The sequence below is a fragment of the Amycolatopsis roodepoortensis genome (genome assembly GCF_024628825.1).
Classification (GTDB): Bacteria; Actinomycetota; Actinomycetes; order Mycobacteriales; family Pseudonocardiaceae; genus Amycolatopsis; species Amycolatopsis roodepoortensis.
In genome coordinates this window covers 1,687,398-1,700,200 of sequence record NZ_CP102415.1, presented here as the reverse complement: position 1 = coordinate 1,700,200, position 12,803 = coordinate 1,687,398, and the positions used below count along the sequence as shown (strand labels likewise).

Sequence of the window (12,803 nt, the reverse complement as noted above, 5' to 3'; positions counted from 1 at the left end):
GAACAAGAATCACGATTCACTCCTGATCTCGTCCGTTCGTGTCTGGTGTCCTTTTTCCGGTGTCCCGCCCTCGGCCGCGTACCTACGATGGTCCGCACTTTCCATTCCATCCGGGGCAGGCTAGGGGCTGAACAGGAAAAATGAATGTGGACGGACATTCTCCCGCGGTGCAGCTCGCCCGGAGAATGCTGCTCAACCGCGAGACGGGGAATCCGTCCCGCCCGCAGCCGGTGACGCTGCTGCTCGGGCCCGTCGGTTCGGGCAAGACCACGGCGCTGGAAGCGATCCGCCGTGACCTCGGCTGGGGTGTCGTGCACGCCGGATTCGATTTCGGGCAAGGCGGCCGGGCGGGCACGATCGACGTGCTCACGAAACTGGCCTATACGTTGTCGGGGAAATGGCGAAATCGGCCGAAACCGCAGTTCGTTCGATTCACGATCGCGTTGATCGCAGTCCAGGCCGAGCTTTCCGGTCGAAATCGCGACGAAGACCTCGCGCAACTGAAGTCGCTGCTCGGCAGTCTCGACCGGGTCATCTGGACGTCGGCCATGGACAGCACGCTCGACACGCTGACCGAGACGGCGAAGGCGACCGGACTCGTCGAGCCCCCGTACGCGGATTTGTTCCGGCAGACGTTCCCGCATCTTGTCCGGAACATCCGGCCGAGGCTTGGCAAGGCGCTGCGGTCGCTGGCGGACTTCCCCCACGCCGAGGGGAGATCCCCGTTCGACGCGCTGCTCGAACTCAACCGCCTCGCGCACGGCAGCGCCCGCGACGCCAAGGCGGTCACCGAATGGCTGATGGCGGCGTTCCTCGGCGACGTCCGGGAGAACCATCCGCGGATGGCGAAGCCGGAGGAGAAGAGCCCGTGCACCTGTGACATCTCGCCGCAGCGCAGGCATTGGCACAACTGGGTGGTGGTGCTCGACGACGTCGACCACGCCGGCGGGACCGAGTTCCTCGCCGACCTGATCGCCGCGCGGGAACGGTACGCCGTCCAGCATCCGAACGACCGCGAGGCCCACGACGCGCTGCTGGTCATCGCCACCAGCGGGCGGTGGCACGACGACTGGGGGACCGCCTGGCTGGCGCCGTGGAAACCCGCGTCCGGCGCTCCGCCCGCCGTCCGGCCGATCGTGGACTGCGAGGAGGCTTCGTACGACGACTGGGCGAATCCGGGCAACGGCGCGCTCGACTCGCCCTACTACCCGGTCCGGATCTCCCCGCAGTCGATCGGGCGGATCGCGCGGATCCTCGATTCCGGCGCGCGGACGCCGAAGGTCACGCTCGCGCACCGCGCGACCGGTGGGCTGCCGTCGGCGGTCGAGCAGCTCGCGGGGCGGTTGCGGGCCACCGACGCGCGCGAAGGCGGCCGTGACCTGCTCACCACCGATCCCCGTGGCGAACAGGATCCCTGCTACCGCAGGCTGACCGAGCTCGCCTTGACCGAACACCTCGACGACGTCCACGTCGACGACTTCGTGACCGCGGCCCCGTTCGCGACCGCGCCCTGGCTGATCCCGGACGCCGCGCAGAGCCGGATCGACCAGCCGCACGTCGGGCGGATCCTGACCGAACTGCGCACCTCGTTGTGGGTGACGGCGAAGAACTCGCCCGGTTCGACGACCGACCAAGCGGCGCTGCATCCGTGGATCGCCGCGAACCTGGTGTCCGCGCTGGCCCGGCGGGGTGACGGCGACGGGCCGACCTACACCGACCAGTTCAAGGCCCTGCGCGACGATCCCGACACCGCGCAGGATCCGGTGCGCCTGGCCTACTGCAACCTCGCGCTGGGCGACATCGGCGAGGTGGTCACCTTCTTCGAACGCGAGTTCAACCGGATCCCGCACGCGGAGTGGATCGCCAAACTCGAGCTGGTCCTGAACGCGCCGGACGATCTGCCGCCCGAACGGGATCACGCGGAGCTGTACGAAGAACTCGTCAACCTGGACAACGCCCGCCGCCCGAACGACCGGTCCGAGATCCGGAACAACGTCGCCCGGCTCATCGCGGCGGGCTGGCTGACCGCCAACCCCTTCGCCGTCCGCGGGCAGGACCAGCACCAGGTGATCGCGAACGCCTTCGCCGCGCTGGCCACCACCTCGCATCAGCCCGACGTCGGCGCGCTCGTGTCGGCCAAGGAAGCCGCCCGTCGCGGCGAATTCCCCTGACCCGGAACGGAACCCTGTGATGTCCTGGCTCGATTCGCTGAGAACACGCATGTCCGCGGCCCGTGACGGCGCGGCCTCGGGTCCGCCGGTCCGGCCCCGAGGCTGGGCACGCCGTCATCGGGTGCTGCTGATCGTGGCAGTGGTCGTGCTGCTGGCCGCCGTGCCGGCGCTGACCAGACCGTGGGAGGTCTGCGGCGCCGGACTGCGGGCGGTGGACGCGGACGAGGAGTCGGTCGGCTCGTCGCACGTCTGCGTCGGGCTGAACCTCGACTCCGGCCCGATGCGGGAAGACGACCCGCTCGACCCGCTGGAGAAGCTCATCAAGAGCCGCAACGAGCTGGCGGGGGACAACTTCAAGACCATCGTGGTGCTGGAGAACCTCGCGCCCGATCCGAAGGTCGACAGCCAGCCGTTCCCGTTCGTGCGGCGGGAGGTCCAGGGCGCGATCACCGCCGCGTGGCCGAAGAACGGGCCGCCGGGGATCAAGCTCCTGCTGGCCAACTACGGGAGCAACGCCGACCACTGGCGCGTCGTCGCCGAGGAGATCGTCGCCGCGGCCGCCGCCCAGCGCATCGTGGCGGTCACCGACGTCGGCACCAGCTCGGAGAACAGCCGGGCACTCGTGGCCGAACTGTCCCGGCACGGGATCGCCACGATCGGCGCGACCGTCACCGCGGACAACATGAACACCGACCCGCAGGGCGTGCGGATCGACAACTTCTTCCGCGTCGGCCCGACCAACACCGACGAGGCCCGCGCCGCGGCCGGATACATCGCCGCGCACGGTTTCCGGCGCGTGATGATGATCCAAGGGGTCAGCAAGGAGGACACCTACGCGACCACCCTGGCCGAGGCGTTCCAGAACTCGTCGAAGGTGCCGGTCGTCTTCACGAAGACCTACGACGTCAAACCGCTCGCCGACACTTCGCGCGAGGCGTACCTGCGCGGGCTGTTCAGCAGATGGCACAACGACATCTGCGGCGCGAAACCCGATCTGATCTACTTCGCCGGCCGCGGGCTCGACCTCGGCGCCCTCGTGGCGGCGCTGGCGGGCGACGGTGCCTGCGAGGGGCTCGACACGGTGACCGTGATGACCGGGGACGACGCGAGCACGCTCGCCGGGAAACCCTTGGAACTGAACAAGGACATCAGTGTCCGGCTCCGCTACACGGCGCTCGCGTATCCCGACCAGTGGGACATGTTCACCGCCGATCCGGCGTATCCCACGTACAAGAAGAACTACGACAACTTCGTCGCGGAATTCACCGGTACCCACGGTTTTCCCAAGGCGGAACTGTGGGACGGCGCCGCGATGATCGAACACGACGCGGTCGCGGCGGCCGTCGAAGCGGCCGTGCAGAACGTTTCGGCGGATCCGGTCTCGGTGTCGAACGTGTTGCGCAGCATCGACTGCAACTCCCCGGTGCCCGGTGCGACCGGCTTCATCGCGTTCGACCAGGCGACGGGGAACCAGCTCGACAAGGCGTTGCCGATCCTGTCGATCGATCCGGACGGTTCGGTGCATCCGGTCGATCTGGTGTGGTCGCGCGGGCGGCCGCTGAACACGGCGCCGGACTGCGGGGGCTGAGGGGTGGCCCGGGCCGGGAGGTTGCGAAAGCCACTTTCGCAACCTTCGACGTTGCGAAAGTGGCTTTCGCAACGTTGGCGCGGGTGTGTGCGGCCGGCCGGTCGTGACGGGGGCCCGGGCGTCGTCGAGGCATGTCGCGAAAGCCACTTTCGCGACGTCTGATGTCTCGAAAGTGGCTTTCGCGACATGGTCACCGGGCCCGAGGTGCCGAAGCTGTGAAGGCCTCCTTCCCTACGCTCAAGGTAGGGAAGGAGGCCTTCACGGACTGACACCGGTGGGGAACGGAAGTCAGCCGGTGTAACCCGCCACGATCTTGGTGTAGTCGTACTTGCCTTGGGCGATTCCCGCGCAGTTGTTGCAATCGCGGTTCACCGCCCAGAACGACAGCCGCGCGAGATGTTTGCTCGCCGCGTAGTCGCGGATCGCGCGGAAGTCGGCGACGCTGACGGTTTCGCCCGCCACGTCGGTCTTCCCGTTCATCGACGAAAGCCCGCTGCGCCGGTAGGCCGCGTCGTCGCTCAGGCCGAAAGCGGACTTCACGACGTTCTTCAGCCCGTCCACGGCACTGCGGGTCTTGCCCGCCATGTCACCGCCGCTGGAGAAGTCGAACGGCATGACCGACCACGCGTCGACCCCCGCGCCGAGCTCCTTCGACCGGTTGATCAGCCGCTTGCCGTGCGCGTTGGGTCCACCCACCTCGGTCGGGATGGTGATGACCACGCGGAGGCCGGGATTCTTCTGTTTCGTGATCTTGACGGCGTTCAGGATCCGGTCCTGGACGGTGTAGTTCTCGAACTCGTCGGTGTTCTCCACATCGAGGTCGATCGCCTTGAGTTTGTAGGCGTCGATGACCTTCTGGTATGCGCCGGCGAGCGCCGCGGGAGTGGAGCATTTCGGGCCGAGCTTCGTGCCCGACCAGCCGCCGAACGACGGGATGACGTCGCCGCCCTTGGCGCGGATGTTGTTGATCATCGTGGCGTCGGAGCCGGTGAGGGAACGGTTGCCGTCCCATTTCGGGTTGCAGCCGCCGTCGGAGAGGATGAACGCGAGCGTGAAGGCCTTCACGCCGGTGGCGTTCATCGCGGCGATCGGATCCGTCTGTCCCGACCACTGGTACAGATAGGGCGAGGCGAGCACCGGGTCCGGGGCCGCCGAGGCGACGGGGGCGAGGCCGGCGGCCGTGGCGAGAGCGGCGCCGACGGTGGTGGCCAGTGTCGCCCAGCGTCGTAAGGATTTCATCGGTCCTCCAACTGGTACGCGCGCGGCGAGGCGCGCAGGTGTGGAGCACCTCCGTCTTGACGCGGCGTATCAACCTGGAGTGTGCGCTATCCCACGGTGGACTAGACCAATGAGGACTGTCAAGAATTCACCGGAACACCCACCGGAAACGACCGACCTTAGTAGGGGGGTCATGACCCGGAAAGCGGATCGACACCACCACGATTACCGGCTAGTTTGCCGAAATGGTGGGGGACTCCCTGATGGCGACCGGAAGCCGCGACCGGAGAGACCGGCTCGCCGCGCCGCGGCGGATACTGGGGTCCTGGAGCCTGTGGGAACTACCCAGGCGAGGCCTGATCGGGTATCTGCTCCTCGTCGACTTCGCCGCCATCGCCGCCACCACCTACCTTTTCGTCCTGCGACCGCCCGCGCCGTCGTCGTTTCTTCCGTTTTCCGCGCTGCTGACCGGAATGATCCTCAGTTCGGAGCTTTCGCGCCCCGTCGAGCGGTCCCGCGCCGACACCCGGCTCGGCGCCGGACTGGACGCGGCGTGGATTTTCGCGGGTGCGCTCCTCCTGCCGCCCGCACTGGCCGCGGTGCTCGTCGTCGTCTCGGCGGCATACCGCTGGTTCCGGATCCGGCGCGGTATCCCGCACCGGCAGGTGTTCGCGGCGTCCGCGACGATGCTTTCGGCGCTCGGCGCCTCGATCATCCCGGTACTGCTGGGTGCGCCGCCGTTCCTCGGCGCGCCAAGGGATTTCGAAAGTTTCGCCCTGGTTTTCGCGACCGGGCTGGTCTTCCTGTCCGTCGACGCGGCCTTGGCCGCCCCGGCGGCCGAATTCGGGGCGGAACCGTCGGGATTCGCCTTCGACGCGGCGATGGTCGCGTTCGGACTGTTGCTCGCGTGGTCGGCGGCGGACTGGCCGTTCGTCACCGTGGTACTCGCGGGCGCGCTCGTGGTACTTCACCGGGCCGGGACGATGCGTGCCCTGCGCGGGCACGCGGGCACGGACTCCGGCACGGGACTGCTCACCGCGTCGTCCTGGTTGGACGGTGCCCGCACCCAGTTCGAGCTGCTGCGCGGCCGTGGCGCCGAGCTTTCGCTGCTGATGCTCGACCTCGACCATTTCGCCCGGCTCAACGACCGGCACGGCAGGCACGTCGGGGACGACGTCCTGCGGGCCGTGGCGGACACCTTGCGCGCCGAGGTCCGTGCCGCGGACCTGGTCGGCCGGTTCGGCGGTGAGGAGTTCGTGGTCCTGCTGCCCGGCACGAGCCGGTTCGACGCGCACGCGATCGCCGAGCGCATCCGGCTACGGATCTCGTCGACGTTCGTCTCACTGGGTGGGACGTTCGCGGGGACGACCGTCTCGATCGGAGTGTCGTCGCATCCGGACTGCGGTGAGACGCTCGACCGGCTCGTCGGCGCGGCGGATCAGGCGTTGCGCGCGGCGAAGGGGGCCGGGCGCAACCGGACCGTCGCCTTCGAGACCGAAACCTAGCCTTCGGCCGGGACGCCGATGTCCTCGAACCACAGGTCCGGGTGATCCCGGATGAACTCGGTCATCAGCGCGGTGCACGCCGGGTCGTCGAGCAGGGTGATCTCGACGCCGTGCTCCTCGAGCCAGCCGTGCCCGCCTTCGAACGTGCTGGCCTCGCCGATGACGACCCGGCCGATGCCGAACTGGCGCACCAGCCCGCTGCAGTACCAGCAGGGGGACAGCGTGGTGACCATGATCGTGTCCCGGTAGTGCGGCCGCCTGCCCGCGTTCCGGAAGGCGGAGGTCTCGGCGTGCATCGACGGGTCGCCGTCCTGGACCCGGCGGTTGTGGCCGCGGCCGAGCAGGACGCCGGTGGTGTCGAAGAGGGCGGCGCCGATCGGCACCCCGCCCTCGGCCTTGCCGAGTTCGGCCTCTTCACGGGCGACGGACAGCAGCTGCGCGGGATCGATCACGCGGTTCAGCTTAGGGCTCGTGAGTGGTGAGCGATAAGGCGAAGGCGACGCGTCGCGAAAGCCACTTTCGCGACGTCTGACGTCCTGAAAGTGGCTTTCGCGACAGGCGCGCCGCATCCGGCCCCGTGACCGTCCAGCCGGCGCGCGCCAATGCGGACCGGACCTGTCCTGAATATCTGCGAGACTCCTCCCATGAAGCGAGCGAACCGATGACCACGGGCACGTCGGCACGGCTGCTGAGGCTCCTCTCCCTGCTGCAGGCGCGGCGCGACTGGCCGGGCGCCGACCTCGCCGACCGGCTGCAGGTGGACGTCCGCACGGTCCGGCGCGACATCGAGCGGCTGCGCGAACTGGGCTACCCGGTGCACGCCACCCCCGGCGTCGCGGGCGGCTACCGGCTCGGCGCGGGGGCCGCGTTGCCGCCGCTGCTGCTGGACGACGACGAGGCCGTCGCGGTCGCCGTCGGGCTCCGCACGGCCGCGAACGGGACGGTCTCGGGGATCGAGGAGACCTCGGTGCGTGCGCTCACCAAGCTGGAGCAGGTGCTGCCCGCGCGGCTGCGGCACCGGATCACCGCGCTGAACACCGCGATGATCCCGCTGGGCGGCGTCGTCCCGGTCATCGACGCGGCGGCGCTGACGGTCATCGCGTCCGCGTGCCGCGACCATCAGCGGCTCCGGTTCGGCTACCGCAGCCACCATGGCGACGTCAGCGAGCGCTACATCGAGCCGTTGCGCCTGGTGCACACCGGACGCCGCTGGTACCTGGTCGCGTTCGACCTCGACCGTGACGACTGGCGGACCTTCCGCGTCGACCGGATCGACGGCGTCCCGGACACGAGTTTCCGGTTCACGCCGAGGGAACCGCCCGCCGAGGACCTCGCGGCGTACGTCTCCCGCGGGATCACGTCTTCGCCGTATCCGCACCAGATGGTGCTGCGGGTCAGCGCCTCGGCGGAGGCGCTCGCCGAATACGTGTCCCCGACCGCCGGGACGATCGAGGCCATCGACGAGCACACCTGCCGGGTCCGGGTCGGTTCCAACGACCTGTCCGTGATGCCGTACTACCTCGCCCACTGGGACGTCGACTTCGTCGTGGAGGAGGCGCCGGACGAGGTCAAGGAGCGGCTACGGCTGGTCGCCGACCGCTTCGCGCGCGCGGTCGTCTGAGTCCGAAGTGGACCGTGCGCGTTTGGCCAGCAGGCCGATCGAGCCGAGCGAGATCAGGGCCAGCACGATGATGTAGAGCGAGACCGACATCGACGTCCCGGTGGATTCCAGCAGCAGCACCATGATGAACGGCGCGAGCCCGCCGCCGACCACCGCGCTGATCTGGTAGCCGAGCGAGGCGCCGGTGTAGCGCATCTCGGCGGTGAAGAGCTCGGCGAACAACGCCGCCTGCGGGCCGTACATGATGCCGAGGAACAGCGACCCGACGAACGAGGCGACCACGAACAGCGGCAGCGAGGCCGTGTCGATGAGCAGGAACATCGGGATCGCCCAGAGCGCGACGCCCGCCGCGCCGAAGGTGTAGATCTTGAGCCTGCCGATCCGGTCGGACAGTTTCGCCGACAGCGGGATGATCGCGAGCTGCAGCGTGCTGATCAGCAGGGTCGCGACGAGCACCGTGGTCCGCGACATCCCGAGATGGCGGGTGGCGTAGTCCAGGACGCCGTTCAGCAGGATGTAGAAGGTGGCGGTGTTGACCATGAACGAGCCGCCCGCCAGCAGCACCGTGCCCTTGTGGTGGCGCAGGACGTCACGCAGCGGCGACTTGGCGCGGCCGCGTTCCTCGGCGGCGAGTTTCGCTTCGGCGCGGCGGTATTCGGGCGTCTCGTCGATCTTGACGTGCATGTACCAGGCCAGCCCGAGCACGAGGACGCCCACCAGGAACGGGATCCGCCACGCCCACACGAGGAAGTCCGACGGCGGTGCGAGCTGGGCGGCGATGAGGAACACCGTGTTCGCCAGTACCACCCCGATCGGGACGCCGAGCTGGACGAGGCTGCCGTAGAGACCGCGTTTGCCGGGCGGCGCGTATTCGGTGGCGAGCAGCATCGCGCCACCCCACTGGGCGCCGACGGCGACCCCCTGCACGAGCCGGAGCAGCACCAGGAGGATCGGCGCGGCGATGCCGATCGAGTCGTAGGTCGGCAGCAGGCCGATCAGCGTGGTCGCCGCGCCCATCAGCGCGATCGCCAGCACCAGCACGGGTTTCCGGCCACGTTTGTCACCGAGGCTGCCCGCGATGATCCCGCCGAGCGGCCGGGCGAGGAAGCCGACCGCGAAGGTCGCGAACGAGGCGAGGACGCCGGCCGCCGCGTTGCTGGTGGGGAAGAAGGTCTTCCCGAAGACCAGGGCGGCGGCGATCCCGAAGACGAAGTAGTCGTACCACTCGACCGAGGAGGCGAGTGCCGCCGCGGTCGCGGCCCTCCTGCGCTGGGAGACGGTGATCGTCGGTTCGGCGGCGGTTTCCGGGGCGTTCGGTGCGGTGTCGGCCATCTGGATGCCCTTCGCTCGGCGCTGCTGCGGCGATGCAGTCCGGGCAAGTTAACAACCGCTTAGTATGTGGTCAACGTCTCAACGGGTAATTCTAGATACCGACCGGTTGGTATGTCACTCTGGTGGCGGTATCGCCGACGCAGGCCGATCTGTACTGGTCAGGAGAGTTTCGTGCCGAGCATGCGCAGCACCAGCTCGCTGTACTCCTGGCCGAGCTTCTTGGGGGTCTGGCGCGTCCGCTCGCTGTACCAGCGCGAGACGTCGACACCGAGGGAGAGCACGGCGCGGGCGGCGGTGTGCGGGTCGCCGACGGTGAACACGCCCGTGCCGACGCCTTCGGTGATGACCTCGCGCACGACCTGCTCGATGCGGCGGCGCAGTTTCGCGACGATCTCGAACTCCTCGTCGGGCAGCGCGTGCAGTTCGTACTGCACCACGCGGGCCACGGTGTGCCTCCGCGCGTGCCACGCCACGAAATCCTCGACCAGCAGCCGGATCCGCTCGACCGGGTCGGTCTCCCGCGCCACGACGCTCTCGACCAGCGAGAGCGTCTGCTCGTGGCCGTACTTCGAGATCGCGAAGAGCAGCGCGGCCTTGGACGGGAAGTGCACGTACAGCGCCGCCGGGCTCATGCCCGCCGCCGAGGCGATGTCCCGGGTGGTGGTCGCGTGATAGCCACGCCGCGCGAAGGATTCGACCCCGGCCAGCATCAGCCGCCGTGCCGTCTCCGGCTGGACGTCGGGCCACAGTTCGGCCGACAGCGACATGGTCATCCGCAGATCCTCCCAGACGCTCGTTCCGGATGGCGGGCTTGACACCGTCTCCGGACCTTTCCATTGTAAGTGAGCGCTCGCTTAGTTATTGCGTCGCCAGTGAACACAGAGGAGATCGAAGAGTGAACTCGTTCAAGGATCGCGTCGCGATCGTCACCGGCGCCAGCCGGGGTATCGGCCTCGGGATCGCCAAGGACCTGGTCGAGCGCGGTGCGAAGGTGTGCATCACCGCGCGCAAGCCGGAGCCGCTGGCCGAGGCCGTGGCCGAACTGGGCGGCGAGGCCGTCGCCATCGCCGTCCCCGGCAAGGCCGACGACGAGGCGCACCAGGACGAGGCCGTCGCCAAGACCATCGAGACCTTCGGCCGCCTCGACATGCTGGTCAACAACACCGGGATCAATCCGGTGTTCGGGCCGACCCTGGACATCGACCCCGGGGCCGCCGCGAAGATCTTCGCCGTCAACGTGCTCGCGCCGCTTTCGTGGACGCGCCGGGCGAGGGACGCGTGGATGGGGGAGCACGGCGGCGCGGTGGTGAACGTCGCCTCCATCGCCGGGCTCGGCGCGTCGCCCGGGATCGGCATGTACGGCGTCAGCAAGGCCGCGCTGATCCGGCTCACCAAGGAACTCGGCTTCGAACTGGGGCCGAAGATCCGCGTGAACGCCGTCGCGCCGGCCGTGGTCAAGACCAAGTTCGCGACCGCGCTGTACGAAGGCCGCGAAGAAGAGGTCTCCGAGTCGTACCCGATGAAGCGCCTCGGCGTTCCGGCGGACATCGCGGGCGCCGTGGCGTTCCTGCTCTCGGAAGAAGCGGGCTGGATCACCGGGCAGACGGTGGTCCTCGACGGCGGCGTCACGCTGGCGGGTGGCCTGTGACCGCGTCGTTCACCGGTTCCGGGGTCGTCGTCACCGGTGGGGGCGGCGGGATCGGGGCCGTCCTCGCCCGCCGGTTCGCCGCGGAGGGCGCCCGGGTCGTCGTCGGCGACCTCAACGGGGACGCCGCGGCCGAGGTCGCCGAGGAGATCGGCGGGACCGCCGTCGCCGGGGACGCCGCGAGCGAGGCGGGCGTCGCGTCCCTGATCGAGGCGGCGCGCGAAACCCTCGGCGAGATCGACGTCTTCTGCGCCAATGCCGGGATCGCGCCGATGGGCGGCGTGGACGCGCCGGAGGAGGACTGGGCGCGGATCTGGGACGTCAACGTCATGGCGCACGTGCGCGCGGCGCGGCTGCTCCTGCCGCCGTGGCTGGAGCGCGGCCGCGGGCATTTCATCTCGACGGTGTCGGCGGCCGGCTTGCTGACCAGCCTCGGTTCGGCGTCCTACTCGGTGACCAAACACGGCGCGCTCGCCTTCGCCGAATGGCTTTCGGCGACCTATCGGCACCGCGGGCTCACCGTGCAGGCCATCTGCCCGCAGGGCGTGCGGACGGCGATGCTGGAGAACACCGGCCCGGCGGGCGAGCTGCTGATGGGCGCGTCGGCGATCCAGCCGGAGCAGGTCGCGGACGCGCTGTTCGAGGCCATCGCCGAGGAGCGGTTCCTGGTGCTGCCGCACCCCGAGGTCGCGGACTACTACGCCGCGCGGGCCACGCAGACCGACCGATGGCTCGGCGGGATGAACAAGCTGCAGCGCAAGGTGGAGCAGGTCGTCGGGGAATGACCGGCGCCGGCTCGCCTTGGTGCCTGGTCGTGGCGTGTCGCGAAAGCCACTTTCGCGACGTGTGATGTCCCGAAAGTGGCTTTCGCGACACGGTGGCCGGGGGTTCGCGCAGGTTCGGATGGCGGCACGCGGGGCTTCGCGTGACCGGTGGGGCAGGACCGCCGTGATCGGAGACGTGACTCGCGTGATCAGCGGCGTAACTCGCGTGATCAGGGGCGTAACTCGCGTGATCGGAGGCGTAACTCGGCCCGGGGCGGTTGATCTTCGTCGGCGGATCGGCCACTGTGGGCAAGGGGTCTTGCTCGCGGTAAGGAAAACTCGATGAACAAACGCTTCGTGCTCCGTGGTGCCGTGCTCGCCGCCACCCTCGCCGGGTCGGTGCTGACCGCGGGATCGGCGATGGCGAGCACCGCGGAACCGTGCGCGGCCGGGGCGTCGGGTGACGCCGCGGCGGCTTCCTGCACGCCGTACCGCAAGGTGAGTGAAGGCTGGAGCAGCAAAACCGCCTGCAACCGCGCCGGCAACGAGGGCGCGCAGGCGGGCCGCTGGACCGGCTGGAACTGCAACCAGGCGCTGCGCGGCTGGGAGCTGTGGGTGCGCACGTGCACCGCGCTGGCCGCCGAGAAGGACGCGGTGACCACGCGCGAAACCGTCTGATCCGCCGGCGGAGCCGCCCCGGGTGCCTGGCCGCCCGGGGCGGCTCTGTCTACAATGGACAAACACGGTTCCGGTCGATCGATCGTTTCCATTGCTAAAGACCATTCGGTCGATCGACAGGCGAAGTCGACCGTGTGCCGATCACCGGGTCACCCGCTTCGGGAATCGGATCGATGCCACCTTAAATCAATGTTAAGGATCGGCGGATTCGGTGCTATCGTGGCGGAGCGAAAACGCGAGAGTTTCTTCACGTGGAATTCGCTTCGCCTCCCGTATGGCGC

11 protein-coding genes are annotated in these 12,803 nt (G+C 69.0%); 7 read left to right on the top strand and 4 right to left on the bottom strand.

Going from position 1 to position 12,803, the window contains the following annotated elements; genetic code table 11:
• Positions 1 to 146 precede the first annotated feature (146 nt).
• Complete coding sequence (locus NQK81_RS07725) at positions 147 to 2,171, top strand: hypothetical protein (RefSeq protein WP_257487667.1); 2,025 nt, start codon at positions 147 to 149, stop codon at positions 2,169 to 2,171.
• Between the two features lie 19 nt (positions 2,172 to 2,190).
• A complete protein-coding gene (locus NQK81_RS07720) occupies positions 2,191 to 3,759 on the top strand; it encodes a type 1 periplasmic-binding domain-containing protein (RefSeq protein ID WP_257487666.1) in 1,569 nt (522 codons plus the stop codon).
• Positions 3,760 to 4,047: 288 nt separating this feature from the next.
• Here NQK81_RS07720 and NQK81_RS07715 read toward each other — a convergent pair whose 3' ends face one another.
• Positions 4,048 to 4,998 (bottom strand): chitinase, encoded by a 951-nt coding sequence (locus NQK81_RS07715; protein ID WP_257487665.1) that lies wholly within the window; start codon positions 4,996 to 4,998, stop codon positions 4,048 to 4,050.
• Between the two features lie 224 nt (positions 4,999 to 5,222).
• Here NQK81_RS07715 and NQK81_RS07710 point away from each other — a divergent pair, with 224 nt between their 5' ends.
• Positions 5,223 to 6,482: a GGDEF domain-containing protein gene (locus NQK81_RS07710; RefSeq protein ID WP_257487664.1), complete on the top strand. Its 1,260-nt coding sequence runs from the start codon at positions 5,223 to 5,225 to the stop codon at positions 6,480 to 6,482.
• Here the strand turns inward: NQK81_RS07710 and NQK81_RS07705 are convergent.
• Positions 6,479 to 6,943, bottom strand: coding sequence for a nucleoside deaminase (locus tag NQK81_RS07705; RefSeq protein WP_257489718.1), 465 nt, complete (start codon positions 6,941 to 6,943; stop codon positions 6,479 to 6,481). The genes NQK81_RS07710 and NQK81_RS07705 overlap by 4 nt on opposite strands.
• Positions 6,944 to 7,143: 200 nt before the next feature.
• On the opposite strand from NQK81_RS07705, the gene NQK81_RS07700 reads away from it, so the two are divergent.
• Positions 7,144 to 8,103: a helix-turn-helix transcriptional regulator gene (locus tag NQK81_RS07700; RefSeq protein ID WP_257487663.1), complete on the top strand. Its 960-nt coding sequence runs from the start codon at positions 7,144 to 7,146 to the stop codon at positions 8,101 to 8,103.
• On the opposite strand, the gene NQK81_RS07695 is transcribed toward NQK81_RS07700, so the two are convergent.
• Both NQK81_RS07695 and NQK81_RS07690 read right to left on the bottom strand, forming a co-directional pair.
• Positions 8,062 to 9,435 carry an MFS transporter gene (locus NQK81_RS07695; protein ID WP_126731884.1) on the bottom strand — a complete coding sequence of 458 codons (1,374 nt, stop codon included), beginning with the start codon at positions 9,433 to 9,435 and terminating at the stop codon, positions 8,062 to 8,064. The genes NQK81_RS07700 and NQK81_RS07695 overlap by 42 nt on opposite strands.
• A gap of 158 nt (positions 9,436 to 9,593) precedes the next feature.
• Positions 9,594 to 10,208, bottom strand: coding sequence for a TetR/AcrR family transcriptional regulator (locus NQK81_RS07690; protein WP_126731886.1), 615 nt, complete (start codon positions 10,206 to 10,208; stop codon positions 9,594 to 9,596).
• Between the two features lie 122 nt (positions 10,209 to 10,330).
• On the opposite strand from NQK81_RS07690, the gene NQK81_RS07685 reads away from it, so the two are divergent.
• From NQK81_RS07685 to NQK81_RS07675, 3 genes are all read left to right on the top strand, one after another.
• The gene (locus NQK81_RS07685) at positions 10,331 to 11,083 is read left to right on the top strand and encodes an SDR family oxidoreductase (protein ID WP_126731887.1); all 753 of its coding nucleotides are present in this window, start codon (positions 10,331 to 10,333) and stop codon (positions 11,081 to 11,083) included.
• Positions 11,080 to 11,865 carry an SDR family oxidoreductase gene (locus NQK81_RS07680; RefSeq protein WP_126731889.1) on the top strand — a complete coding sequence of 262 codons (786 nt, stop codon included), beginning with the start codon at positions 11,080 to 11,082 and terminating at the stop codon, positions 11,863 to 11,865. Before NQK81_RS07685 ends, NQK81_RS07680 begins: the two co-directional genes overlap by 4 nt.
• A 321-nt stretch (positions 11,866 to 12,186) precedes the next feature.
• The gene (locus NQK81_RS07675; RefSeq protein WP_257487662.1) at positions 12,187 to 12,522 is read left to right on the top strand and encodes a hypothetical protein; all 336 of its coding nucleotides are present in this window, start codon (positions 12,187 to 12,189) and stop codon (positions 12,520 to 12,522) included.
• Positions 12,523 to 12,803 lie beyond the last annotated feature (281 nt).

What these genes read in the sequence shown, in the direction of transcription:
- NQK81_RS07720 (WP_257487666.1), top strand. Translation starts at nt 2,191, where the DNA reads ATGTCCTGGCTCGATTCGCTGAGAACACGCATGTCCGCGGCCCGTGAC.
- NQK81_RS07715 (WP_257487665.1), bottom strand. Translation starts at nt 4,998, where the DNA reads ATGAAATCCTTACGACGCTGGGCGACACTGGCCACCACCGTCGGCGCC.
- NQK81_RS07710 (WP_257487664.1), top strand. Translation starts at nt 5,223, where the DNA reads ATGGTGGGGGACTCCCTGATGGCGACCGGAAGCCGCGACCGGAGAGAC.
- NQK81_RS07700 (WP_257487663.1), top strand. Translation starts at nt 7,144, where the DNA reads ATGACCACGGGCACGTCGGCACGGCTGCTGAGGCTCCTCTCCCTGCTG.
- NQK81_RS07695 (WP_126731884.1), bottom strand. Translation starts at nt 9,435, where the DNA reads ATGGCCGACACCGCACCGAACGCCCCGGAAACCGCCGCCGAACCGACG.
- NQK81_RS07690 (WP_126731886.1), bottom strand. Translation starts at nt 10,208, where the DNA reads ATGACCATGTCGCTGTCGGCCGAACTGTGGCCCGACGTCCAGCCGGAG.
- NQK81_RS07675 (WP_257487662.1), top strand. Translation starts at nt 12,187, where the DNA reads ATGAACAAACGCTTCGTGCTCCGTGGTGCCGTGCTCGCCGCCACCCTC.